This window comes from Paraglaciecola hydrolytica (assembly GCF_001565895.1).
Taxonomy (GTDB): domain Bacteria; phylum Pseudomonadota; class Gammaproteobacteria; order Enterobacterales; family Alteromonadaceae; genus Paraglaciecola; species Paraglaciecola hydrolytica.
Genome location: NZ_LSNE01000009.1, coordinates 407,841 through 430,277, shown reverse-complemented (window position 1 = coordinate 430,277; position 22,437 = coordinate 407,841). Strand labels below are relative to the sequence as shown.

The 22,437-nt window shown below is 42.4% G+C and carries 18 protein-coding genes and 1 pseudogene; 1 reads left to right on the top strand and 18 read right to left on the bottom strand.

Going from position 1 to position 22,437, the window contains the following annotated elements; genetic code table 11:
• From AX660_RS17640 to AX660_RS17590, 11 genes and pseudogenes are all read right to left on the bottom strand, one after another.
• Positions 1-211 (bottom strand): annotated as a pseudogene (locus tag AX660_RS17640) (DegT/DnrJ/EryC1/StrS family aminotransferase); the annotation flags it as partial.
• Positions 212-223: 12 nt separating this feature from the next.
• Positions 224-1,222: a UDP-N-acetylglucosamine 4,6-dehydratase (inverting) gene (gene pseB / locus AX660_RS17635; protein ID WP_068379666.1), complete on the bottom strand. Its 999-nt coding sequence runs from the start codon at positions 1,220-1,222 to the stop codon at positions 224-226.
• Entirely contained in the window at positions 1,215-4,790 is a 3,576-nt protein-coding gene (locus AX660_RS17630) for a 6-hydroxymethylpterin diphosphokinase MptE-like protein (RefSeq protein WP_068379663.1), read from the bottom strand. The genes pseB and AX660_RS17630 overlap by 8 nt, the downstream gene beginning before the upstream one ends.
• Positions 4,791-4,793: 3 nt before the next feature.
• On the bottom strand, positions 4,794-5,102 hold the full coding sequence (locus tag AX660_RS17625) for a hypothetical protein (protein WP_068379660.1): 309 nt from the start codon (positions 5,100-5,102) through the stop codon (positions 4,794-4,796).
• A complete protein-coding gene (fliS, locus tag AX660_RS17620) occupies positions 5,099-5,530 on the bottom strand; it encodes a flagellar export chaperone FliS (protein WP_068379657.1) in 432 nt (143 codons plus the stop codon). The genes AX660_RS17625 and fliS overlap by 4 nt, the downstream gene beginning before the upstream one ends.
• 36 nt (positions 5,531-5,566) lie before the next feature.
• Positions 5,567-7,027 carry a flagellar filament capping protein FliD gene (gene fliD, locus AX660_RS17615; RefSeq protein ID WP_068379654.1) on the bottom strand — a complete coding sequence of 487 codons (1,461 nt, stop codon included), beginning with the start codon at positions 7,025-7,027 and terminating at the stop codon, positions 5,567-5,569.
• 17 nt (positions 7,028-7,044) lie between these two features.
• A complete protein-coding gene (locus tag AX660_RS17610; RefSeq protein WP_082768981.1) occupies positions 7,045-7,521 on the bottom strand; it encodes a flagellar protein FlaG in 477 nt (158 codons plus the stop codon).
• Between the two features lie 89 nt (positions 7,522-7,610).
• Positions 7,611-8,435, bottom strand: coding sequence for a flagellin N-terminal helical domain-containing protein (locus AX660_RS17605; protein WP_068380034.1), 825 nt, complete (start codon positions 8,433-8,435; stop codon positions 7,611-7,613).
• A gap of 1,168 nt (positions 8,436-9,603) precedes the next feature.
• Entirely contained in the window at positions 9,604-10,434 is an 831-nt protein-coding gene (locus tag AX660_RS17600) for a flagellin N-terminal helical domain-containing protein (RefSeq protein ID WP_068379652.1), read from the bottom strand.
• A gap of 572 nt (positions 10,435-11,006) precedes the next feature.
• Complete coding sequence (locus AX660_RS17595) at positions 11,007-11,837, bottom strand: flagellin N-terminal helical domain-containing protein (RefSeq protein ID WP_068379649.1); 831 nt, start codon at positions 11,835-11,837, stop codon at positions 11,007-11,009.
• 387 nt (positions 11,838-12,224) lie between these two features.
• Entirely contained in the window at positions 12,225-13,052 is an 828-nt protein-coding gene (locus tag AX660_RS17590; RefSeq protein ID WP_068379646.1) for a flagellin N-terminal helical domain-containing protein, read from the bottom strand.
• A gap of 352 nt (positions 13,053-13,404) precedes the next feature.
• Here AX660_RS17590 and AX660_RS17585 point away from each other — a divergent pair, with 352 nt between their 5' ends.
• The gene (locus AX660_RS17585; protein WP_327082862.1) at positions 13,405-14,232 is read left to right on the top strand and encodes a hypothetical protein; all 828 of its coding nucleotides are present in this window, start codon (positions 13,405-13,407) and stop codon (positions 14,230-14,232) included.
• A 274-nt stretch (positions 14,233-14,506) separates the two neighbouring features.
• On the opposite strand, the gene flgL is transcribed toward AX660_RS17585, so the two are convergent.
• The 7 genes from flgL to AX660_RS17550 form a co-directional block, all read right to left on the bottom strand.
• A complete protein-coding gene (flgL, locus tag AX660_RS17580) occupies positions 14,507-15,733 on the bottom strand; it encodes a flagellar hook-associated protein FlgL (RefSeq protein ID WP_068379643.1) in 1,227 nt (408 codons plus the stop codon).
• A 105-nt stretch (positions 15,734-15,838) separates the two neighbouring features.
• Positions 15,839-17,989, bottom strand: coding sequence for a FlgK family flagellar hook-associated protein (locus AX660_RS17575; protein WP_068379640.1), 2,151 nt, complete (start codon positions 17,987-17,989; stop codon positions 15,839-15,841).
• A gap of 30 nt (positions 17,990-18,019) precedes the next feature.
• Complete coding sequence (flgJ, locus tag AX660_RS17570; protein ID WP_068379637.1) at positions 18,020-18,958, bottom strand: flagellar assembly peptidoglycan hydrolase FlgJ; 939 nt, start codon at positions 18,956-18,958, stop codon at positions 18,020-18,022.
• A 9-nt stretch (positions 18,959-18,967) separates the two neighbouring features.
• Positions 18,968-20,080 carry a flagellar basal body P-ring protein FlgI gene (locus AX660_RS17565; RefSeq protein WP_201027465.1) on the bottom strand — a complete coding sequence of 371 codons (1,113 nt, stop codon included), beginning with the start codon at positions 20,078-20,080 and terminating at the stop codon, positions 18,968-18,970.
• Between the two features lie 13 nt (positions 20,081-20,093).
• Positions 20,094-20,792, bottom strand: a complete 699-nt coding sequence (gene flgH, locus AX660_RS17560; protein WP_068380029.1) for a flagellar basal body L-ring protein FlgH — start codon at positions 20,790-20,792, stop codon at positions 20,094-20,096.
• A 13-nt stretch (positions 20,793-20,805) separates the two neighbouring features.
• Complete coding sequence (gene flgG / locus AX660_RS17555; protein ID WP_068379631.1) at positions 20,806-21,594, bottom strand: flagellar basal-body rod protein FlgG; 789 nt, start codon at positions 21,592-21,594, stop codon at positions 20,806-20,808.
• Between the two features lie 74 nt (positions 21,595-21,668).
• Complete coding sequence (locus AX660_RS17550) at positions 21,669-22,412, bottom strand: flagellar basal body rod protein FlgF (protein ID WP_068379629.1); 744 nt, start codon at positions 22,410-22,412, stop codon at positions 21,669-21,671.
• Positions 22,413-22,437 lie beyond the last annotated feature (25 nt).

The window sequence follows — 22,437 nt, the reverse complement described above, 5'->3', positions numbered from 1 at the left end:
CCCCCCCCCCCCCCCCCGCCGCTAAACAGGCAATATGTAAACCTGAAGTGGCACTGTTAACCGCTACCGCATGTTTGGCGCCAGTGTAATCACACAAGGCTTGTTCAAAACGAGGTACGACTGTGCCCTGGGTTAAAAATTGATTGCGCAATACATCGATAACACTGTCAACATCAGCGTCATCGATGGTATGTTTGCCATAAGGGATCATAATCAAGCGCTCTTACAGCGTATCTTTATCGAGTTGTTGTAGCTCGGCAACCGTTAAAAAATGCGGATTAGTGCCCGAATGATATTCAAATTTATCCGCCACAGGTTTACCCACTTCACCCATCTTATTCTTTTTATAATTGATATTTTTTTCAAAAAAGATAATCGCCGGAGCTATCACAAAGTGATCAGAAAATTCTAAAGAAAGATGAGCCATCTCTTCTGGCACCATAACTTCATGGAGTTTTTCGCCAGGACGTATGCCGACAATTTCATGTTCACGGCTACCACACATGGATTCAACAATATCTAAAATACGGATCGACGGAATTTTTGGTATAAATATTTCGCCGCCTTGCATGCGTTGGAAATTTTTAATAACAAAGTCTACGCCGTCATCTAGAGTGATCCAAAAGCGGGTCATTTCTGCATGAGTCACCGGTAGAACTTTGACACCTTGCGCCATCAATTGGCGATAAAAAGGCACCACAGAACCACGCGACCCTACCACATTACCATAACGTACTACGGCAAAACGCGGGCCTTTAGCACCAGAAATGTTATTGGCGGCGACAAACAATTTATCCGATACCAATTTAGTGGCGCCATACAAATTAACTGGGTTGGCAGCTTTGTCGGTTGATAAAGCAATAACCCGACTCACATTGGCTTCGATCGCTGCGTCAATGACGTTTTGGGCACCAAAAATATTGGTTTTGATACACTCGTTGGGGTTATATTCAGCCGCAGGAACCTGTTTTAAGGCGGCGGCATGTACCACATAATCCACTTCACGCATCGCGCCTTTAAGGCGATCTTTATCCCTTACATCACCGATAAAATAACGCATGCAAGGATCTTTGTAGACCTGTTGCATTTCAAACTGTTTAAGTTCATCGCGGGAATAAACAATGAGTTTTTTAGGCTTGTAATTTTTAAGCACATGTTCGATAAAACGCTTACCAAATGAGCCTGTACCACCGGTAATTAAAACGGATTTATTATCAAACATCTTGTCCCTCGCTTAAATAAGGATATCTATCCAGTAATTTTAATTTAAGTTGTTTTACTGTTGCTGGCGATTCATTTTTTAAACACAGCCATTTTTTATTCAAGCCCTTACCCAGCGGCACGGGTCTGCAACCATTTTTTAAAATTTCATTGTTGATTGTTTTATCAGCTTTAAGTAAACCTAGCATTATATCAATGCCAAAGGTTTGAAAATCTTGCAAATATCCACCGTCAGCCAATATGGGGAGTTGGGTGTTATCGTCCATAATGCATTTAGGTACGATTAAGTCAAAGTTGCTGAAATCATGGATAAATAACAAAGCCAGTACCGCACGTGTGACATCATTGTTTTGATAAGCACTGTCCGGCTGCATAAACTGGCTCTGCGCACTCATAAAACACACAAAATCAGGTTTATGGCTTAACAACTGAACAGGAATAATCTGTTCACAGATACACAACAACGGGATAGTACCCAACTGCGTTCTGACTTGTTCAGCGACTAACTTAAACTGTTGTTCCAGGTCAGTATTAATATAAGCAATCACATAGTCAAACTGGCCGGCAATAAATGGCCTGTCAGCAACAAACTGTGAACTAGTGGCAAACTCGAATGCAAAATCAGTTGTCCAGGTTTTATTTGCTGAATGATAAATATTGGGAACAATAGCGGAATCGCTAAGCACCAGAATTCGCTTGGCGGTTTTAACGTTTTTTAAGCATTTAAGCATGCGCTGAGTAACAAAAGATGAGGTGGTATCAAATTGCTCCCCATGCAATTCAACTTGCTGGGTTATCTTTGCAAAGTATTCTAACCATACTTCTCGCAAACGATTAAACCTATCTGGCGCAAAGTGCTCATCACGCAGTGAATAAGCTACTTTGTTTAAAGCGGCATTGGCAAAATTTAGTGTGCCATACAAAAAGTAAAATAACAGTGACTGCCCTTGCTGATAACTTTTAAACAACAATTGTTTTTGATTCTCGACTAGCTCTTCGGCCTCTTTGAGGCTCTCAATCGGTTGAGATATCAGTGATTTAAATGCTGCAAACTCTTCATGTAAGGCATCTGCACTGTAGGTAAGAGCGTATCTTTCAACAAACTTCTCTTGTTTAAGTACTCTAAAACAATTTGACTTCATCACACTTAAACACTCGACTTTTTGCGAAGCCGAGGTAAGCAATAAAATCTGGTCTAATTGTAAGGGGTTTGAACCAATAATTCTGGCGCCGTTACTGGTGTTGTAACACTCCACTTTTGCTTCTTTAAGGGATTGTTCCATCACAATTTTAGCAATTTTAAACTCGTGTTTGGTAAATACGGTGGGCCTGAAATTGCCTGGCACTACTAAGGAAGTATTATTGCGCGCCGCATAGTCATACAGAGGTTCACCCTGCTCGTTATAATAACCTGACTGGGTTGAGTGATGATTTTTGTTGTTAATAAAACCTAAGTCTACCCCCAGCAAATAAATTTGCTTAAATCCCAGTTTAAGAAAAAAATTCAAGGCAAAGTTAGTGACTGTGGGAAATGCAAACCTGAGCGACTCATAATGCTTTTCACCTATAACTCGCAAGGTAGAAACCGTGGATGATTCCCCTTCTTTAAAGGCTACAAAAACCTCTTTGTACAAATCACAAGTATCGGGATGAATGCCATTACAAGAAATTAAACTCACCGATTTCAGATATTCAAAATCGCCAATACGCGCAGCCCAGTCAAAAGTAGAACGGTTTTGTTCAATCTCGGCATGAAAATCGGGGGTAATACCGTTCTTTTTTAAGACCTGCAACGAGGTCCCACAAGACACAATAATGGCTTTATCCTGCCACTCTTTAATATGCTCAAGCGCACCTGCATCAAGTGAGGGGCCATTGCCTACAAAAAAGATTGGCGTTTCTTTATGTTCATAATCCAGCTGAGTCTGCGGATTTCTAACCATATGTGGGTATTCACGTAGCAGCGCCTGGCTCGAATGGGCTATACCATAACGGGCGTGGTCAAAGTATTCACCCATGGAAATAACCACCTGCAACTGCTCACGTAACTGGCCAATCGCCTTGTTTAAGGATGAATTATAGTAGCTTTGATAAAAGTAAGTGTGGCTAAGAATATAAGGGCCAATGGCATAAAACTGATGTAATAAATCACGGAACAGGTTAGTACCATCATCGCCGATATTGATGTACAAACGGCCTTTTTGCTCATCGATAGTGCTTAATATGCCGGCCCAATCAATAGCAAACAACGAGGCATAGAAAAAATCACGATTGGGTTCACATAAAAACAGTTTTTCAACCTGATGTTGTTTGATCAAATGCTCCAGTTGATAACCAACACCCAGCCCAAACAAAATCATCGATTTGATGTTGGAGGGTAGTTCAGCTTGCTCTTCTTCTATTTCATCCAGTAAAACTTCTGCTTCACGGACAAATTCATAGTGCAAATAGTGCCGTAACTTTTGCCCAGAATAGCCCAGTACCAAACCATCTTTGTTAGGTTGCTTGGTGTAATTGCTAAAATTTAACAAACAATCTTCTTCAGGATGTGAACCATACCAGCTTGCCAAACTATCCATTTTAAGTAGATTAATTTGTTGTCCTGCGGTTTTTACTGGCAACCAATTTTTTGGTTTATAATCCTTAAACTCTTGATAAATATCTGGAAAATAATGTTTAAAAGCGTGCAAGTTGTGCTGAAACTGTGAGTCTTCTGGCGAAACATCTTGATAACTTGTTAATTCAGCAGGAGGTGTCCACAAGGGGCAATATTCATCATTTGATTCCTGTAGTGAAAACGATAAACCCTTATCATAAATCGTTGACCAACTATTGTTTTTGCAAGCTTTCACCAAGGAATTAAACACCGGCGCATGGTAGTGCTGATAAAGATAAAAGCCAGCAACATCTTGGTTATGTTCACGCAATTCAGATATGTCAGCGACGAGATCTCGGCCATCTTTTTCTAATTGAAAATAAAGCGAAGTGCCTTTTTCTTTTGCCGAGGCTAAAATTTCAAACCATGGAGTAACAAGCACCGAACATGAAAAATACTGTAATTCAGGCTCGTAAATAATGAGGTGTTTAATCTGGCAGCTTTCAATCAACAACTTAATGTGATGACCTAATCCCAAGCCCAACACCACCAGCAAGTCCACACTTTTGGGTAAGGCCTGATAAGCCATATGATGTTGATAACTAGGTAAAGCCTCGAGTGTATTATTATCACGTTCTGTAGTGTGAACTTTAGGGGCGCCAGTAAAATCGACAAAGGGAGCATGGTGGCTGAAATAGTCAAATTGCTGACGTATTTCAGTTTCAGGATCAAAACCGTAAAGCACTCGCCCCAATCCATAATCGACGATATTAAATTTTTCAAACTTATTACAAATAAGTGAAATATTCTGACTTTGGGCACTGTCAATAATTGCCACTAAAGAAGGGATATGTCGTTGAAAGGCATTAATATTTTGATGTTTTGTGTGGGTGATATGTTGAGCCAGCTTCGCTTCTAGGGAATCTTGCAGTAGCTCGTCCTGCTCAATATGCAATTTGATATTTTTTAGCATAGCTTAGATGTATTTTTTAACCGCTTTACGCCCACGTATTAAGCTACTCAGCTCTTTTAATGAAGCTTTAAATAATGTATTTGCATAAGCAACTAACGCGCCATTAACTTGCAATTCGGCTTGAGCAAAGGATTTTCGCATTTCTTCGTCACATTCTTGTAGATAGGACTGAATAATGTCGTCACGCAGGGTGACTAATCTGAGAAATTCATTTTCATCGGGTGAGTCGTTAGCAAGAAGCTCAAGCAAAGTTTGATTGAGCTGTTTTAATTGAGGAGGAGTTAATGCATGATCTAAAGTTAGGTTCTTCAAACGGCAGCTTGTCTTTTTTGCCTTTGCAGTTCGTAAGCCTCTTGTTTTGCAGACTCAGGAATTTGTGACCAGGCTGTTTTGATTGGTAACAACAGGTTAATCACTTCATCCATTATCTTCAAGTTATTCTGTACGTTAGCGTCAATCAGGCGTTGGATCATGTAATCGTACAAAGAATACAATTTCTCTGAAACGTCCGAACCTGATTGCATATCTAAAGTATCACGTAAATTCATCACGATCGCAGTCGCGCGAGATACATGCTCAGCTTTACCGGCATAATCCTTACGCTCCATACAACCTTTGGCATAGGCCATGCGATCCAAAGACCCCTGCATCAACATCAAAGTGAGTTTATGCGGATCAGCTTGAGCAATATCTTCTTTTAAATTGCCTTTTTTATAGGCGTTGATACCTTTTAATGCCATAACAAATATCTACTCACCATGTATTGAGTGTTAACACTAGCTGCCTAAAGCAGCAACCAATGCCGAACTGGTTGAATTTAATCGTGCAACAGTTTGATCCAAACCGAGATATTTATCCCGCAAAATCTGTTCTGTTGTTGCCATGCGCAATTCAAATTGTTCACGTTCATCGGCTAAAAGGTCTTTTTGATCTTTAACCGTGCGTTCTCTGGTCGCCAGTAAGCCACTGAAAGATGTATATTCCTTTAAAAACGAATATAACTTAGTAGCAATACCTTGTTTAGAATCGGTAAAAAGATTGGAAATTTCATCGAAATTTTCTTCTAAGGCTTTTTTTAAACGATCTTCACCGCTACCAAAACCATATTTATCATTGGAACCAATTTCTAAATCACCGTCATCATTAAACTCAATGCCTAATTGAAAAATTGTCCCTAAGCCTGAACTCCCCACAGCGGCACCAAGTATGTTGGCCATACCTTGTTGAATACCTCTGATCATAAAGTCACCCGCTAGCGCACCATCTTCTTCTAAATCCGAAGTACCATAACGGGTAAGGGTAGTCATCTGCTTATTCAAAGCATTGTAATTATCAACAAAATCCCGAACTTTTTTATCCAGAGCTTCGGTATCAAAACCAATCTTTAATTTAGAGGTTTGATAGGTAATGCCATCGGCGGCCAGTGCGGATATTTCCGAAACGGTAAAGGCAACATTTTCGATGGTATTTTCAAATTTATCGGTTTTACTTTCAACCGCGATACCATCTATGGTTGCTTTAGAATTTTTTGCTGACGTTACCGGTACAAGATAAGGCGTGTCTTCTAATGAGTTAGTAGTCGATACTCGATTTAGATCGGCTAAGTCATTATTATTCACGATCACCAAGTCATTGCCTTGACCCGTTACCGAAGATGAAAACACTAACTTTGCACCACCTGCAACGGTACCGGTATCAATAATGCTCGACGTCACCCCAAAATTACTGGATGACTTATTAATCGCATTACTGAGCTGCTGGACTGTCATGCCAGCCGTCACATTAATATTGAATGACTTAGTAGTATTGGGGATTTTAAAGGTCAAACTACCTGAACCAGAGCCCAATACAGTATCAGTAGTACCTGTAAAACCACCAGCACTAGCATTATCAGTTTCAATACGACTGCCACTGGCAATCTGCGTAACGGCAATACGATAACTACCTTCAACCGCACTATTAGATGCTTCGGCAGTAAAAGGTGTGATGCTTTCTGAAGGGTTAACAATAGTAGGTTCACGGCCTTTTAACGCCGTACTGGTGCGTAATTCGTCTACTGAGTCCAAGAAATCTTTCATCTTGGACTTAAGTTGGCCTAGACTGGAAATCTCAGCGTCATAAGTCTTTTCTTTTTTGTCCAGTCTATCTTGTTTGGGCTTACGTTCAGCCTCCAGTAATTGCGTTACTAGCCCTTCTAGGTCTAAACCAGAACCAACACCTAACGACTGAATTGACATAAAAAACCCCTAAGGCCTTACACTTGTTTGTTAAATAATATTCCTACTGTAGCACCTAAGTCAGACTGAAGTTCACGTAAACGTTCAGAAAGTCGTAAGATTTCTTCAGAGGGGATCTGTCGTATTATTTCGCCAGATTCAGCATCAGTTACCTTTACAACTTGTTTATCCGTACCTTCATCAATTGAAAAATTCAGCTGCCGATTAGTGTTTTTTGCAAAATCACTTAAACCCTCTACGGCGGCGCTAATCTCTTGAGAAGATAAAACCCTTTCAGTGCTAACCTCTTTTTCGGCTGATTTTGAAATATCTTTAGTATTTTGTTGGCGCTCAGCTAACGCAGTACTACTAAGATTTTCTCCTATCGAATGGCCAGAACTAGCTTCACCAGTTTTAGCAACAATAGATTGAACAGAGCCGGGTTGAGTAGGACCTGCTTCAGCTACATGTCTGTCAGCAAGAATTCTACCACTTTGTGAAAAATTAATTTCCATCTGCAACCTCCACATCAAAATGAGCCAGCCCTATAAACATAAGGCTAACCCATTTAAGCACTTTAACCATCGTTGTTAGTTTAGTTATATTAGCTAAGCAATGACAACGCAGTTTGTGGACGTTGGTTAGCTAAACTTAAAACTGATAACGACGCTTGTTGAATAATCTGATTTCGGGTTAATTCAGCCGTTTCAACAGCAAAGTCAGTATCTTTGATACGTGATCTTGCACCAGCTATATTTTCAGAAATATTACTTAAGTTACGAATAGTCGATTGAAAGCGGTTTTGCAAGGCACCTAAATCTGCGCGCGCAGCACCGATAACGGATATTGCTTTATCAATACTGGTCAACGCTCCCGATGCGCCAGTCGCTGTCGAAACGTCAGTCTTGGCTAAACTTAAACCCGATGAGCCATAACCACCACCTTGTTTGAGTGTGACAGAAATATTTTGGTTACCGTTAGCCCCAACCAAAAATTTTGCAGAGAACTTGCCTTTCAACAAATCAGTATTTGCAAACTGCGTATCTGTGGCAATTCGCGAAATTTCTAATTTTAGCGCAGACACTTCTTTCTGCAATGCTGTGCGGTCGGCAGAAGAGTTAATACCGTTTTGCGATTGTACCGCCAATACACGAATACGTTGTAACGATGCTGTTACTTCGCCCAATGCACCTTCGGCCGTTTGGGTTAATGAAATTGCGTCGTTTGCGTTACGAACAGCTTGATTTAAACCTTGTACCTGGGTAGTTAATCGATCAGATATTTGTAAACCTGCGGCATCATCTGCAGCGCGGTTAATACGAAAACCTGAAGACAACCTTTCAAAAGATGTGCTCAATGATTGCCCAGAATTAAATAGCTGGCGCTGAGCGTTCAAAGACGACACGTTGGTATTAACATATAAAGTCATAAAAAAACCTCCTGAAAACTCACCGCTTGCCGATAACAGCATATAGCAGATGAATTCGCCTCAAATTCAATGTTAATCGGGCCTCCCCTCTTAACACTGCCTCACAATCTTAGACAGAACTCGGCACCTCTACCTTGTTCTGACACTACAAGCAATCACTTGGATCACCCCTCAACTAACGTTATCGACCAGAGCTGAAGAAACTTTAGTTTTATTTAGCGATTTTTTTGATTAGTTTTTATTAATACCAATTCCAATAGATAAATAGGCACTTAGTACGCGTCCAGCGGTTAAGGAGCAAGGCGTCGCTAAGCAGGAATAGCCTTACCCTTTCAAAACGCTGAACTACCGATTGGCATGTGCAACTCAAAACCATCAATAGCTGCTTATAGAAATCACGTTCATTCGAAACAACAGAGTTATTTTATTCTTCATAAACCTAACTCCGCTCCTTTAAACTGGTTAGGGAGCGAGCACTATCTGTGATCGATTGGTATTATTAAAAGGTCTAGGTTTGGTTTGGGAGGAGTGATAAAAAACAACGATTCTAAAATCATTGCCAATATTCAAAACACATATTGAAGTAAACGTTGAACAAATTAAAATTTGGCACACGCATTGCTAAGTATTTATTGAACGAAAGTTTATGCACGATACGTGGCGAGGTTTAACTTTTTATTTGACTGACTTAATTAAATCAGCCAAAGAAAAAAGGCCGGGGCAAATACCCCGACCAACTTGCTCACGTTAGGAGAACGAGCAAATAAGGTTTCTGTCCGACTGGCAGGGTTAGAGATGAATACTGGCCTCTCAACCAAACTTCTACACTCTCAGTCCTGTTAGTCGGCGTTTTATTCTTGATAATAGCAATATAGCTATTACATTCAAAAAGTCATCCTGTATGAGTTAAAAAAGGCCGGGGCAAATGCCCCGACCAACTTGCTCACGTTAGGAGAACGAGCAAACTAGTATATTTTTAAGTATTACGCTACTTACAAAGTATGAAACAAAATCTATTGCTCACCACTTAATTAGCCACTTAAAAATAATTATATTCGGGTAATGTCGCCTTCCTTGGCAATAAACAGCAGTGTTCCTGCACTACTTAGAGTGGCCTCTCAGTTCCTACTCTCTTTTTTGTTCCAACTACTTATCCATTTTCAGCTAACTAGCCTTGCAGTAATTGCAGTGCTGATTGTGGACGCTGATTTGCTTGTCCCAACACCGTAATACTCGCTTGTTGGATAATCTGCCAACGGGTCAATTCTGCCGTTTCGACGGCAAAGTCCGTATCTCGTATGCGACTTCTTGCCGCCGAAACGTTTTCCGCTATATTGCTCAAATTTCGTATGGTCGACTGAAAACGGTTTTGAATAGCACCCAAATCAGCCCGTTTAGCGTCAATTATTGAAATTGCCTCAGACACCTGAGTTAACGCACGAGATGCATCTGGGATTGACGCCACACTTAACGTTGCGCCACCAAACAAGCCTGATGTACCATAACCACCTACTCGCGAAATATTGACACTGATAGTCTGACCTGCATTGGCTCCCACTAAAAATGCCGAAGAATACAGCCCATTTAGTATATCGACACCACCAAACTGGGTAGTTGAAGCTATGCGGCTAATTTCAGCTTTCAGTGCTGCCACTTCTTTTTGTAAGGCTATTCTGTCAGCCGAACTGTTAATACCGTTTTGCGATTGAACAGCCAACACCCTTATCCGTTGTAATGCATTGGTGGTTTCAGCTAAGGCACCTTCTGCCGTTTGCGCTAACGAAATTCCATCGTTAGCATTACGTACTGCCATATTCAATCCGAGCACCTGTGTGGTTAAACGGTTGGAAATTTGTAAACCGGCAGCATCATCTTTGGCACTGTTGATCCTAAAACCCGAGGACAAACGTTCAAATGCCGTACTCAAATTGTTATTTGAGGTAAATAATTGCCTGGTCGCATTAAGCGATGACACATTGGTATTAACAAATAAACTCATTTTTCTCTCCTAACCTGGCACCGACTTTTTATTATTATTGACATGTCGATGTTTTCGGTATTAACAAAGTTAAAGTTGGCACACTTAGTGCACCTTACTATTTGCTAACTGGTACCCTGGTTAGCGCTTTGTTAAGTGTTAGAACCACAAAAGCAAATGCAAAAAGAGCGTAAGCTCCAGCTGACAGACAGGATAGGTGGCCTGTACCTCAATACCTCACTACCTCCTGGCATCTTTTTTGTCTGTCAGCGATTTACCAATAAGGCATAAGCCCATTGGTAAGTTGCTGTTCAACCATCTCTTTGTATAAGTCGAGTGTTGATACTGCTTAGCAATTTGTCATTCCTCGGTCGGTTGCAGCCTGCCCCCACATTTTGCAATTCGACCGAATTATTCTTTCTAAAGCTATTTATTGACTTCTCAACCGCCTTTTTGCAGCCCGCCCTCGCACTTTGCATTTAGAGCGGATTTATCTCTACGACCCTATTCCACGGATATTGTGTTGCAGCCTGCCCCCGCAAATGCTCAACCTTGCTATTCATAAACCTAAACCTGCTTAAATTTTAGAAATGTTAACTTTGCAATAGTTGCAATGCCGCTTGAGGGCGCTGATTTGCTTGCCCTAATACGGTAATACTTGCCTGTTGAATGATCTGCCAGCGGGTTAGTTCTGCCGTTTCAACGGCAAAATCTGTATCCCGAATACGACTTCTTGCCGCCGAGACGTTTTCAGCAATACTGCTTAGATTTCGAATAGTGGATTGAAAGCGGTTTTGAATAGCACCTAAGTCAGCCCGTTTAGCATCAATAATGGAAATAGCTTGGGATACTTGGGTTAATGCCCGTGAAGCGCTAGGAATAGACGCCACACTCAAACTGGCACCGTTAAACAAACCGGAAGTACCATAACCACCGACCCTAGAAATATTCACACTGATCGTTTGACCGGCATTAGCTCCGACTAAAAACGCAGATGAATACATACCATCGAGGATATTAACGCCCCCAAATTGGGTAGTTGTGGAAATACGACTGATTTCTTGTTTAAGTGCTGCGACTTCTTTTTGTAGCGCTAAGCGGTCGGACGAGCCATTAATACCGTTTTGTGCTTGAACAGCAAGTACACGAATGCGTTGTAAGGCATTGGTGATCTCACTCATAGCGCCTTCAGCAGTTTGTGCTAGCGAAATGCCGTCATTAGCATTACGCACAGCCATGTTCAAACCAAGAACTTGGGTGGTAAGACGATTGGAAATTTGTAAACCTGCCGCATCGTCTTTCGCACTATTAATACGAAATCCGGACGACAAACGCTCAAACGCGGTATTTAAATTGTTGTTCGACGTGAACAGCTGACGTGTAGCGTTCAACGACGAGACATTCGTGTTAACGAATAAACTCATACTTTTCTCCTAACGATTTTATTGAAGCGCCGCCAGACTATTATTTTTATTAGTGTCTTAACGGTTACAGGATCGTGCTTTTATTATTATTCGATCGCTGTGTAGTCGTTCGCTATTATTTTTATTAGATGCGTAACGTCTATGCCCATGTATCGTATTAGGATGAAAAATACTTTAATTAAAAAATAATTATTTTTAAATCATCAATAAATTCAACAAGTTATATTATTGAAAAAAGCCGGAGAAATCTCCGGCTAGAGTGCTCTTTCGTTAGGAGAGAGTGAGCAAAACTCTCGACTGCTTGACCCTTATCAACCCAGTTCACTACCCCCTGGCTTCTAAGTCCCAAACAGAAGATGGGTCTTGAAACCTAGGTTAATTGATTAATTAACCTAGTAAAGATAGAGCAGTTTGTGGACGTTGATTAGCCTGACTTAATACGGTTAAGCTGGCTTGCTGAATAATCTGATTACGGGTCAATTCAGCCGTTTCTGCAGCAAAGTCTGTATCTTTAATTCGACTTCTTGCACCTGATACGTTTTCAGAAATATTCGTTAAGTTACGAATAGTTGATTGAAAACGGTTTTGCAAAGCACCCAAGTCAGCACGTACCGCACCTATAGTAGAGATCGCTTGGGATACTGAAGTCAGAGCGGCTGACGCATCACTTACTGTTGCAACAGTTAATGGACCACCACCAAACAAGCCTGATGTGCCATAACCACCTGATTTTTCTAAGTTAATAGAAATATTTTGGTTACCATTAGCTCCCACTAAAAACTTAGCTGAGAAGTCTCCTTTAAGAATATTAGTGGTACCAAACTGGGTATCAGTTGAAATACGGCTAATTTCTAACTTAAGGGCTGACACTTCTTTTTGCAGTGCCAAACGGTCAGCAGAGTTATTAATACCGTTTTGTGATTGTACCGCTAGGGTACGTATACGTTGTAAGGAAGCAGTTACTTCAGATAAGGCACCTTCCGCAGTTTGCGCTAACGATATAGCATCATTGGCGTTTCTGGCAGCTTGGTTTAAACCTTGAATCTGGGTAGTTAGACGATCGGTAATTTGCAGACCCGCAGCATCATCTGCAGCTCTGTTGATCCTGAAACCTGACGACAAACGTTCAAATGACGTGTTTAATGACGTACTTGAATTAAAAAGTTGGCGTTGCGCATTTAACGACGAAACGTTGGTGTTTACATATAAACCCATGGTTGTTCTCCTACACTCTCAGTCCAGCGGACGCTGGCGATCGGATATAAATCCGATTGGTTAAATAACACTAATAGAGTAATGACCCTTGAAAAAAATCATTACTACTGGCTCTCTCGGAAAATGTATCGACCTAAAAAAAATTCCCTTTAGCAAAATTTTGCCGTAATTTGCAAAAACGGCAAAAACTTGCCGCCCAAACAGCACTAATTACTTGTCATTCAATGGCTTAAATAATGAAAATATTTTTTATATGAATATAAACTGGCTAAAAAAAATCACAGCAAACCCAAAACACAACGCTTTTACTGATCTATGTTGGTTTCAGCAGTCACTTTATTGTTGTTTTCGTGTGGCAACTAACCATGTCAGTGGTGATGGGATCTTGCGTATCCTAAAACTGGATCTATTGGGCAATGTATTAACAGGTTCATTTATTAAATTAGACAATACCGATCTGCGCGATCCGAAACTTACTGTCGGTCCTGATGGAAAATTAATTTTGCTGGCGTATGCCAGGTGCCCTGCGACAGACACGAAAAAACTCATCACACAAAATTATTGTTGGGTATCACAGGATGGTTTGAGTTGGTCGACACCAAAAGTGGTTGCAGAAGATTATTGGTGGTTATGGCGCATCAGATGGAAAAACGATACTGCTTATGGTTTTGCCTACAATCGTCGAGCAAATTCTATCGATCTTTATCAAGGTTCACCACGCCGCCGCATGTATAAAGTAGTAACGGGGGCCTTAAGCTTGGATAAACATCAACTTGGCTATCCTAATGAATCAGACTTGGTTTTTGTGGATAAACAATGTTATGCCTTAGTACGCCGAGATGCAGATACTTATACCGCGCAGTTGGGCCGCAGTAAGTTTCCCTTTAAACAATGGGTTTGGCAGGATCTAGATTTTTATTTAGGTGGGCCTGTTATGCATTTAATGAATAAACAAACCGCTTTGATAGCAGGACGTATTCTCGAAAAACAACAGTTCAAAACCGTCGTGTTCAAACTTGATCTATTAACAGGGATGACAAGTGAAAAATTGTTATTACCTTCAGCTGGCGACAATAGCTACCCAGGAATGGTATTAAGAGATAAGCAGTTGTACCTAAGTTACTATTCATCCCATCAGGGAGGGTGTAGCGCGATTTATCTGGCGCAAATTACTCTGTAAAAAACATATATACCCAAACAACCTGAAGATACGAGTTTCAGCGTTTCTGAGGGAGCTTAGTTCTAGGCGAACTGATGCAGGAATGGCATTACCCTTTCAAATCAGTTCAACACCGAAATAAGCTCCCTCAGAAGCGCCGTACCGGTGGGTTTAAATCCGTTTTATACCGCGTTAAATGCTTTCGATTTAGTCCACTAGACCTTCAAGCATTCGCCTTGTCTAAAACGGATTTAATTCCCACTGAATCCCGCATCTTCAGGTTGCTTGGGTATAACTAACGAATAAAATCAAATAAGGACGTGCCTGTCACTCTGGCAAAGGTGGCTAAGGCTGCTTCCAATGCGGCTTCTTGGCGACTTAATTCTGAAACCGCTTCTGCGTAGTCCACTTCTTCAATGCTGGCACGGGCGCTTTTATTAGCAATTTCTAAATCCAGATTGGCCCCTAAAATTGCTTGATTAACATTAAGGCGACCACCGATTACCGACGTAGCATTACCTATACTGGTCAATGAATTGTCTACGCCAATCAAAGCGTCTTTTAAGGCTTCATCGTATTTGGTTTGTGAAATATTTCCATTATTTAAGGCCAATACAAAGTTATTTAACGTTTCGGCAATATTTTGTTTTTGTGGCGGCGATAACTGAAAGTTAACGCTATCCCCCGGAGCCCCAGAAATATCAATGCGCATACCTTTAAAACTAAAGGGCACGCCAGAGGCAAAATCAATAGTTTCTAATACCGCACCACTTGCCACATGTCTGACTTCCACCTGATTGGCAGCAACAATGTTCACTTGATACTCGTTGTCTGCTGGCACAACAGCACTGTAATTAGCCTTGTGGAATTGATCAAAAGCACCTTGTTGCTCAATCGACACACTAATATCTGTAAGCCCTACTGACCCAGTTATATTGGTTTTTAATCTGGCTAATACATCTTCAAATACTTCTTTACCGGAGTTATTGACCTGCAATTTCATGGTGCTGGAAACCTGGATCATATTGGCCCCAGAATCCCCCTGGAAACTGTATTTATTGCCCGCAGCACTTTGATTAAGTACAAAAGCTGGCGAGGCGGATTGAGTGCCCGCAAAAATAAACTCGCCGGCAGCATTACGGGTATTCATTAAATCAAATACCTGATCACGAATTTGCTCAATTTCAATGCTGATGGCTTTTCTATCATCAGTATTGATTATGCCATTCCCTGCTTGCACCATTAACACCCTCGCGCGGTTAACCGCCGTGGTGATACTACTCAGAATGGTTTCTTCCTGTTCCATATTATTGGTGAGAATGTTGCTGTTCTTTTTATATTGGGCAATGAGATCGACTTCTTCAGTTAGACGGATAACCTGCGCCGCACCGACAGGATCATCAGAAGGTCTCAGTAATTTTTTACCTGAGGCCAGTTGAGTTTGCACATCAGACAAATCCCCCTGATTATCCAGTACAGACTGAATACTTCTGTCATAAAGTTGGCCGGTCGATATACGCATAGTTAACTTCCCATCATTCCTTATCTATACCCTTCATCTTTGAAACTGCACGCTTGTTGGCTCATTCATTTGCCGCCTGCAATTCCAATGATTTGGGGCATGCCTTTACCTAACGATGCCCAAAATGGTATTAAACAGATCTTGTGCCGTACCTAATAGACGCGCTGCAGCTGAATAAGACTGTTGGTACCTCACCAGATTAGCCGCCTCTTCATCCAAACTCACTCCAGATATCGATTCAAACCAATCTTTTGATTGGCTTTTCAGTGCCTGAGCTGCTTTTAAGGATATATCCGCACTTGCCGACTTTTGGCCGATATCACTGACAATATTGGCATAGGCTTCGTGAAAACTAACCCGGTTTCCTGAGCCGCTATTATTTAACTGCATGCTGTCAATGTTTTGCAGATCAGCCATCAATAAACCGTTACGATTGTCATTAAGACCATCGGTATTGTACGAAATGCTAAAGCTGTCACCCGCTTTGGGCACCCCCTGCAAACTTATGTCGTAACCTGGATAATTATCTAAAGCGCTAAAAGCGGCGGGCCAAGGCGGTGCTGCACCACTCACCGCAGCTTGTGCCAACATATTTGTAAAATCAGTGGTACCCGATACTGTAGTAATAAGGTTGCCAGCACTATCCAAAACTTGATATTCATCCACATCGGTGAACAAAATCTGTGCAGGTGCGCCAACCCCGCCTCCTGGCGCAGCGCCTGGACCATGAATGCCCCCTGCGCCATTAAAGGCTGAGGCAGCACTGTTAAGAAACGTATTATCCACTAATGTGTTTGGGACTTTGGAGGACACCAGCTCAACATCACCTAAATTGGCTATATTCGCTTCAACTCTGATGGGCGAAGCCAAGGCTATGTCTTCTGGTCGGGTCATACTGACGACTATTTTGTCCGCTGTATTTTTAGTGGGTTGCAGTAGAAACTGATCACCCACCGCATAACTTGCCCCGCTATTAAATTCTATTTCTATACCACCCATGACTTGGTTAAACACACCATTTTGAGCGGTTAATCCCGTATAACTTTGACTTATAGCAACGCCGTTCACATCCTTCACCGGTGAACCATCTGGATTAAGCATAGCCACGGTAACATTCACAGTCGGTGGCGCACCGGCGGTAACGGCATCAAAGGTAACTTGGTAGTCAGCGCTGGTAATTTGACTTGCCTGCCCCTGGGCTATGCGGCCAGTAATTTCAGTGCCAACACTGTTACCCTTATAATTCAGTCCGGTAAATTCGGGCAGAGTAAAAATATCCGTACCCAGCTGCTGGTCAAAATCCATCCCTAAACGATTTTGGGTATTCATGGTTTCGGAGACGGCCAACGCCAGTTGTCCTAACTCGCGGCGACTACTTTCCAGCACTTCATCACGGTAGCGATACAAGCCACCAATAGTGCCACCCATGTTGGTTTCTTTTAGATTAAGTGTGGTGGGTTTACCGTTACTGTTAAGTTGCAAAGATTTGTAGTTAAGATCGGCTGAGTTGTTAATGGTAAATAAATTAAAGGAACCATCCTGCAATACCAGCGATTCTCCTGAAGTCAGATTAACTAATACGGCACCATCATCGTTAGCGCTTACTCGCGTCTCAATGGACATCAAACTCGCCAGTTCTAATATGGCCTTATCCCGTTCATTCTTCAGGCTGCCTGGTTCGACGTGACGGTTGTTAGCCTGATTTACCCTGACGGCATCGTTTAATTCAGCGATAGACTTAACCAACGAATTAACTCGGTCGATATTACTTTGGATCTCTAAATTTAACTCTTGTTCTTTTTGCCGCAAAAAACCGGCCATAGTACCGATTTGACCAATCATCGAATTGGCTTCACCCAACAGCAACTGCCGTGCCGCAATACTGGTTGGATCATCACTGGCCGTTTGTATTGATGCAAAAAAACGGCTCATGCTGCTAGAAATACTATTGGCTTCACTGGCAAACAAGTTATCGACCACCGCGGTTTTATCCCAGTATTCCTGATAATGACTTTCCAGTGTGGTATCGCGTCTTAATTGGTTCTGCGCAAAAACGTTGATGATCCGCTCAGTGGTGCCCTGCCCCACGCCACCGGTTAACTGAGCAACAAAAGAGGTGCGCTCACGTACGTAGCCTTCAGTATTCACGTTGGCAATATTGTGACCAGCAGTAGTAAGCAATTGATTACTGGCATCCACTCCGCTACGCGCGATCGAGAGCAGATCGGCGGTACGCATCGATGTATTGTTAATCATGCCTCACTCCTCTTGTATTGCTGGTTAAATTCACGGTTTAAATGCCTGCATAATGTCGCCATTGAGTACAGAAACTACTTTGTTAGCATACTCAGGATCCGTGGCATAACCGGCCTGCTGTAGTTCGGCAAAATAACGTGGTGCTTGTTCTGTGTTATTAATTGCATCCTGATAACGTGGGTTTTGTTTTACAAAATCCACGTAATCTTGCAGAGCGTCACCAAAAGAGTCATAAGCACGAAAAGGTGACTTAGCGGTTTTAGCAATACCCTGCTCAAACTCAATCGAATCAATCAGGGTTTTATTACCTGTCCAGCTTTTATCCGCTTTAACCCCAAATAAATTATGTGAGTTTTGCCCTTGGGCATTATGGATTAAATATTTTCCCCAGCCCGTTTCAACGGCGGCCTGCGCCAATAGGGCTTTAGGATCAAGCCCCAATTGTTCAGCGGCCTGTTTCGCTTGTGGGTATAGGGTTTCTAAAAACTGCTGGGGAGTCTCAAAACTACTGGCTTTGTAATTAGGCTGGCCTAATACCGCATCCTGAGCTTGCTGGATGGATTTAATCCTATGCTGGTTTAGCACGGATAAATTGCCATCATTACGAATAATACTGGCAGGAGTGTAACCGTCTGCCAACTGCCCAAGTTGTTTAACGATTATATCCGCTAAACCAACACTGCCATTAGTGGCAAGGTCGGTGGCCAACTGCTGATCGTGCATATCACGATAAAACTTAACTTGTTCAGAATTAAATGGGCTTTCTTCATCGGCCAATACATCCTGCGCTTTACGCATGGATTTCAGCATCATTTGCAAAAATATCCCCTCAAACTGCTTAGCAGCTTCAACCAAGGCGCCTTGGTCGCCACTTTGTGCCGCTCTTCTAAGGGTATCTAGGCCCTGAATATCGTTAGTATTACGCGATAGTTCGAGCTGGTTTTGCATATTGCTAGATGAAAGTTCCATAGGGTGACCTTAGATGACGACCAGCTCGCCTTGTAATGCGCCTGCTTCACGCAGGGCCTCAAGGATAGCCATCAAATCACCTGGCGCAGCGCCTACTTCATTTACCGCTCTGACTAATTCATCCAGTGTCACGCCAGGATTAAATTTAAACATGCGGGTATCGTCTAGATTGACGTCAATAATCGATTGATTACTCACCACCGTCTCGCCATCTGCCAAAGCATTAGGTTGAGATACCGTTTGGTTCTCGGCAATAGTGACGGTTAAGCCACCATGAGTTATGGCGGCAGGCAATAAACGTACATCCTGACCAATCACAATGGTGCCGGTGCGGCTATTAATCACCACCCTTGCCGCTGCTTTTGCCGGAGTAAATTCAAAATTTTCTAAGATGGCTAAAAAGCCCACACGCTGACCAACATCACGGGGAGCCGTAACTCGCACCGATGCCGCATCTATAGGTGTAGCAATGATGTAGCCCTTATCAGGATCGGCGCCTAAACGCATGTTAATGGTATCTGCGAGAATTTTTGCGGTAGAAAAATCAGGATAATTCAAATTTAAAGTCAGAAAATCATTTTGCATAAAACCACTGGTTACCGCTCGCTCAACCACAGCACCGTTGGCAATACGTCCTACTGTAGGGGTATTTGCCACAATTTTAGAGCCATCGGCACCTTGAGCGCCAAAGCCACTAACCACTAAGCTGCCTTGCGCCACTGCATAGATATTACCGTCTAAACCTTTTAAAAAGGTTTGTAACAAGGTGCCACCTTGTAGACTACCCGCCTCACCAATGGAGGATACCGTCACATCGATGGTTTGTCCGGGTTTTACAAAAGCAGGTAATTCAGCATGTACTGCTACCGCTGCGACGTTTTTAATTTTGGGTTTTAAGTTACTGGCGAGGCTGATACCAAAATTTGACAACATGGTACGAAAGCTTTGCTCCGTAAAGGGACTTTGTTCGCCCGTACCCGGTAAACCGACCACTAGACCATAACCTACCAATTGGTTACTGCGCACTCCCTGCACCGAAGCCAAATCTTTAATGCGCTGGGCAGATGAAACCGGAGCTGTCACCAAACATAGCATCAGACTAAAACTCAATAGTTTAGACATCACTGTTTTCATCCTAAAAAGGCCAATATTCGGAAGAAAAGAAGCTGGATAACCAACCTTCTTTCTGGGCTGAAGCAAAAGTACCCGTGCCACTATATTGAATACGGGCATTGGCAATTTTGGTCGACACAATTTCATTGCTGGGGCTGACATCGGCAGGACGTACTACACCCGTCAACCGAATATATTCATCGCCATTATTTAAGGTTAACCATTTTTCACCTCTGACTAAGAGGTTTTGATTGGGCAATACCTGCACCACAGTGACCGAAATATTACCCACTAGATTATTACTTTGATTGGTTGAGGCATCACCAGAAAACGCATTTGTTGCACCTAAACCCAGTTGGATAGATTCATTGCCAATATTCAGCGCATTGCCCCCCAAACCAATGATCGGATTCACATCTACCGACGTATCTTTGTTTGTAGAGGTGCCTGCTGACTTAGTGGCTTGAGTTCGCTCCTGCAAATTAACCGTAATAATGTCACCTACCCTGCGCGCTTTTACGTCAGAGTAAAGACTATTGGCCATATCAGCCTGAAAAATAGAGCCGTCCTGAGCTATCTTTTGCTCAGGGATCTCAGCGATGATAGGCGCATAAAATGGATCATTAGGCATCACTTCGTGAGGTGTACTTTTACATGCGCTTAACAGCGTAAATGCTACGAGTAAAAGACCCCATAATTTTGCCAATTTACTGACTAACATAATCATCATCTCATTAGAGTTGTTGAATAACCTGACCAAGCATTTGGTCAACGGCTGAAATAACCTTGGAATTCATTTCATATAAACGCTGACTTTCAATTAAGTTAACCAACTCTTCTGTGACGTTAACGTTAGAGGTTTCTAAAGTACCTTGACTTATGCCGCCCAGACCTTCTAAACCTGGGATCCCTTGTATAGGATTACCGCTTACTGCGGTTTCTACATACAGATTTTGGCCCATGGGCTGTAAACCTGTTGGATTGATAAAGTCAGATAAATTAAGCTGGCCTAAGACCACCGGATCGGCTTGTCCCCTGATGCTGGCAGACACTTCACCATCTTGGGATATCGTGATCTGTTGAGCATCTTCTGGCACGGTAATAGTAGGTTGTAATAAAAATCCAGCGCCAGGTGTGACGATCTGCCCCTGATCATTAAGGGTAAACTGTCCATTACGGGTATAAGCCAAAGTGCCATCGGGTTGCAGAATTTCAAAAAAACCCTTGCCTTGAATCGACATATCCAACGCATTATCAGTAGTCAACAAATTACCTTGAGTATGAGCTTTTTGGGTTGCCACCACTTTACTACCGGCACCTAACATTAAACCTGAAGGTAACTCGGTGTCCGCCGATGAGCGCCCGCCAGGCTGATTAATATTCTGATAAAGTAAATCTTCAAAAATCGCACGATCTTTTTTAAAGCCCACCGTACTGGCGTTGGCTAGGTTGTTAGAAATCACTGCTACATCGGTTTGTGCGGCGTCTAATCCGGTTTTACTGATCCATAAAGCTGGGTGCATACATCACCTCCTGTCTTAAATTCAACGCAATTCTATGTTTACAAAAAATGTGTAGAGAAGCGTTTAGAAAATGCCTAGATAATTCTTAATAATTGATTACCACGTTGATCGAGTTCTTCGGCCTGTTTCATCAGTTTTACTTGCATCTCGTAATGGCGTTGCAGGTTGATCATATTGACCATCTCCTCTACTGGATTGACATTGCTGCCTTCCAACATACCTGTGCGTACTGAAACAAAAGGATCTTCGTTAGCCAACTGGCCATCTTTGAGACGGAATAGACCGTCATTGCCCCTTTCCATTTGTTTGATATTAGGGTTAACAAATTTCAAACGGCCGACTTCTTCCAGCACGGTTTCAGGCGCACCTAGTGGACGTACCGAAATGGTTCCGTCACTGGCAATATTGATATTAGACAAGGGGATTGGCAGGGTAAGCGGCCCACCATCACCAATCATGGTATTACCATAGGAATCTTTAAGCTGACCATCGGCACTTAACTGAAAACTGCCGTTACGGCTGTACGCTTCATTGCCATTGGCGTCCATTACCGAAAACCACCCCTCGCCCTGTATGGCAACGTCCAGTTCTCTATCGGTTTGCACCATGGGGCCACCAGCATAGTTATTGGTTGGACTCTCGGTCATGGCAAAGACTCGAGTTGGTAAACCCTCACCAAAGGCCGGCATGGCACGCGCTTGTTGCAACTGCGCCTTAAAACCCGTGGTTTGAGCATTAGCTAAATTGTTTGCGCGCAAGCCTGTGGCTAAAAAATCTTGAGATGCGCCACTAGCGGCAATATAAAGCAGTTTATCCATGACAGATTCTTGACTGAAGGTGCGA

What these genes read in the sequence shown, in the direction of transcription:
- AX660_RS17600 (WP_068379652.1), bottom strand. Translation starts at nt 10,434, where the DNA reads ATGAGTTTATTTGTTAATACCAATGTGTCATCGCTTAATGCGACCAGG.
- AX660_RS17550 (WP_068379629.1), bottom strand. Translation starts at nt 22,412, where the DNA reads ATGGATAAACTGCTTTATATTGCCGCTAGTGGCGCATCTCAAGATTTT.
- flgG (WP_068379631.1), bottom strand. Translation starts at nt 21,594, where the DNA reads ATGCACCCAGCTTTATGGATCAGTAAAACCGGATTAGACGCCGCACAA.
- AX660_RS17575 (WP_068379640.1), bottom strand. Translation starts at nt 17,989, where the DNA reads ATGATTAACAATACATCGATGCGTACCGCCGATCTGCTCTCGATCGCG.
- pseB (WP_068379666.1), bottom strand. Translation starts at nt 1,222, where the DNA reads ATGTTTGATAATAAATCCGTTTTAATTACCGGTGGTACAGGCTCATTT.
- fliS (WP_068379657.1), bottom strand. Translation starts at nt 5,530, where the DNA reads ATGGCATTAAAAGGTATCAACGCCTATAAAAAAGGCAATTTAAAAGAA.
- AX660_RS17610 (WP_082768981.1), bottom strand. Translation starts at nt 7,521, where the DNA reads ATGGAAATTAATTTTTCACAAAGTGGTAGAATTCTTGCTGACAGACAT.
- AX660_RS17630 (WP_068379663.1), bottom strand. Translation starts at nt 4,790, where the DNA reads ATGCTAAAAAATATCAAATTGCATATTGAGCAGGACGAGCTACTGCAA.
- fliD (WP_068379654.1), bottom strand. Translation starts at nt 7,027, where the DNA reads ATGTCAATTCAGTCGTTAGGTGTTGGTTCTGGTTTAGACCTAGAAGGG.
- flgH (WP_068380029.1), bottom strand. Translation starts at nt 20,792, where the DNA reads ATGTTAGTCAGTAAATTGGCAAAATTATGGGGTCTTTTACTCGTAGCA.
- AX660_RS17595 (WP_068379649.1), bottom strand. Translation starts at nt 11,837, where the DNA reads ATGAGTTTATTCGTTAACACGAATGTCTCGTCGTTGAACGCTACACGT.
- flgL (WP_068379643.1), bottom strand. Translation starts at nt 15,733, where the DNA reads ATGCGTATATCGACCGGCCAACTTTATGACAGAAGTATTCAGTCTGTA.
- AX660_RS17590 (WP_068379646.1), bottom strand. Translation starts at nt 13,052, where the DNA reads ATGGGTTTATATGTAAACACCAACGTTTCGTCGTTAAATGCGCAACGC.
- flgJ (WP_068379637.1), bottom strand. Translation starts at nt 18,958, where the DNA reads ATGGAACTTTCATCTAGCAATATGCAAAACCAGCTCGAACTATCGCGT.
- AX660_RS17565 (WP_201027465.1), bottom strand. Translation starts at nt 20,080, where the DNA reads ATGTCTAAACTATTGAGTTTTAGTCTGATGCTATGTTTGGTGACAGCT.
- AX660_RS17605 (WP_068380034.1), bottom strand. Translation starts at nt 8,435, where the DNA reads ATGACTTTATATGTTAATACCAACGTGTCGTCTTTGAACGCTCAGCGC.